The organism is Corallococcus sicarius (genome assembly GCF_003611735.1).
Classification (GTDB): Bacteria; Myxococcota; Myxococcia; order Myxococcales; family Myxococcaceae; genus Corallococcus; species Corallococcus sicarius.
The window spans coordinates 1-411 of sequence record NZ_RAWG01000776.1 but is presented as its reverse complement, the minus strand read 5'-3'; the positions used below and the strand labels follow the sequence as shown (position 1 = coordinate 411).

Genomic DNA, 411 nt, shown 5'->3' with positions numbered 1-411 from the left:
GTCCAGCGTCAGTTTAGCCAGCTTCTCTGCGTGCTCGGTCAAGGCACCGCGCTTGCGCTCGGCCAACGACGCCAGCCCCACACCATCTCGCGGCAACGTCGCTTCGCCCTCAAGGATGCAGCTGTCGAGGCTGGCCAACAGGATGTCTTCAACCAGGCTCTCGACTCGGCCCAGCTCGCGGTACAACAAGCCCAGTTCGGTCTGGCCCGGCAACTTGCTGCGCAAGAACTTGGCAGGTTCAGCCAACTGCTGCATCAGCAAACGCTGCAAGGCCCGGCGGTGCTGATACTCCGCCTCGGCAGGCGTTGAAAAGCGCCCTTCCTTGACGGTATTGCCCTCTTCCACCAGCGCCGGGTAGACGGTCATCGACAGCCCGGCGATCTTTTGCTGGGTTTTCTCGGCCACCGGCGC

General features: G+C 63.3%; 1 protein-coding gene. It reads right to left on the bottom strand.

The window, feature by feature from the left end; genetic code table 11:
* A partial coding sequence (locus tag D7X12_RS42105; RefSeq protein ID WP_120630606.1) for a DUF3418 domain-containing protein occupies positions 1 to 411 on the bottom strand: 411 nt, incomplete at both ends.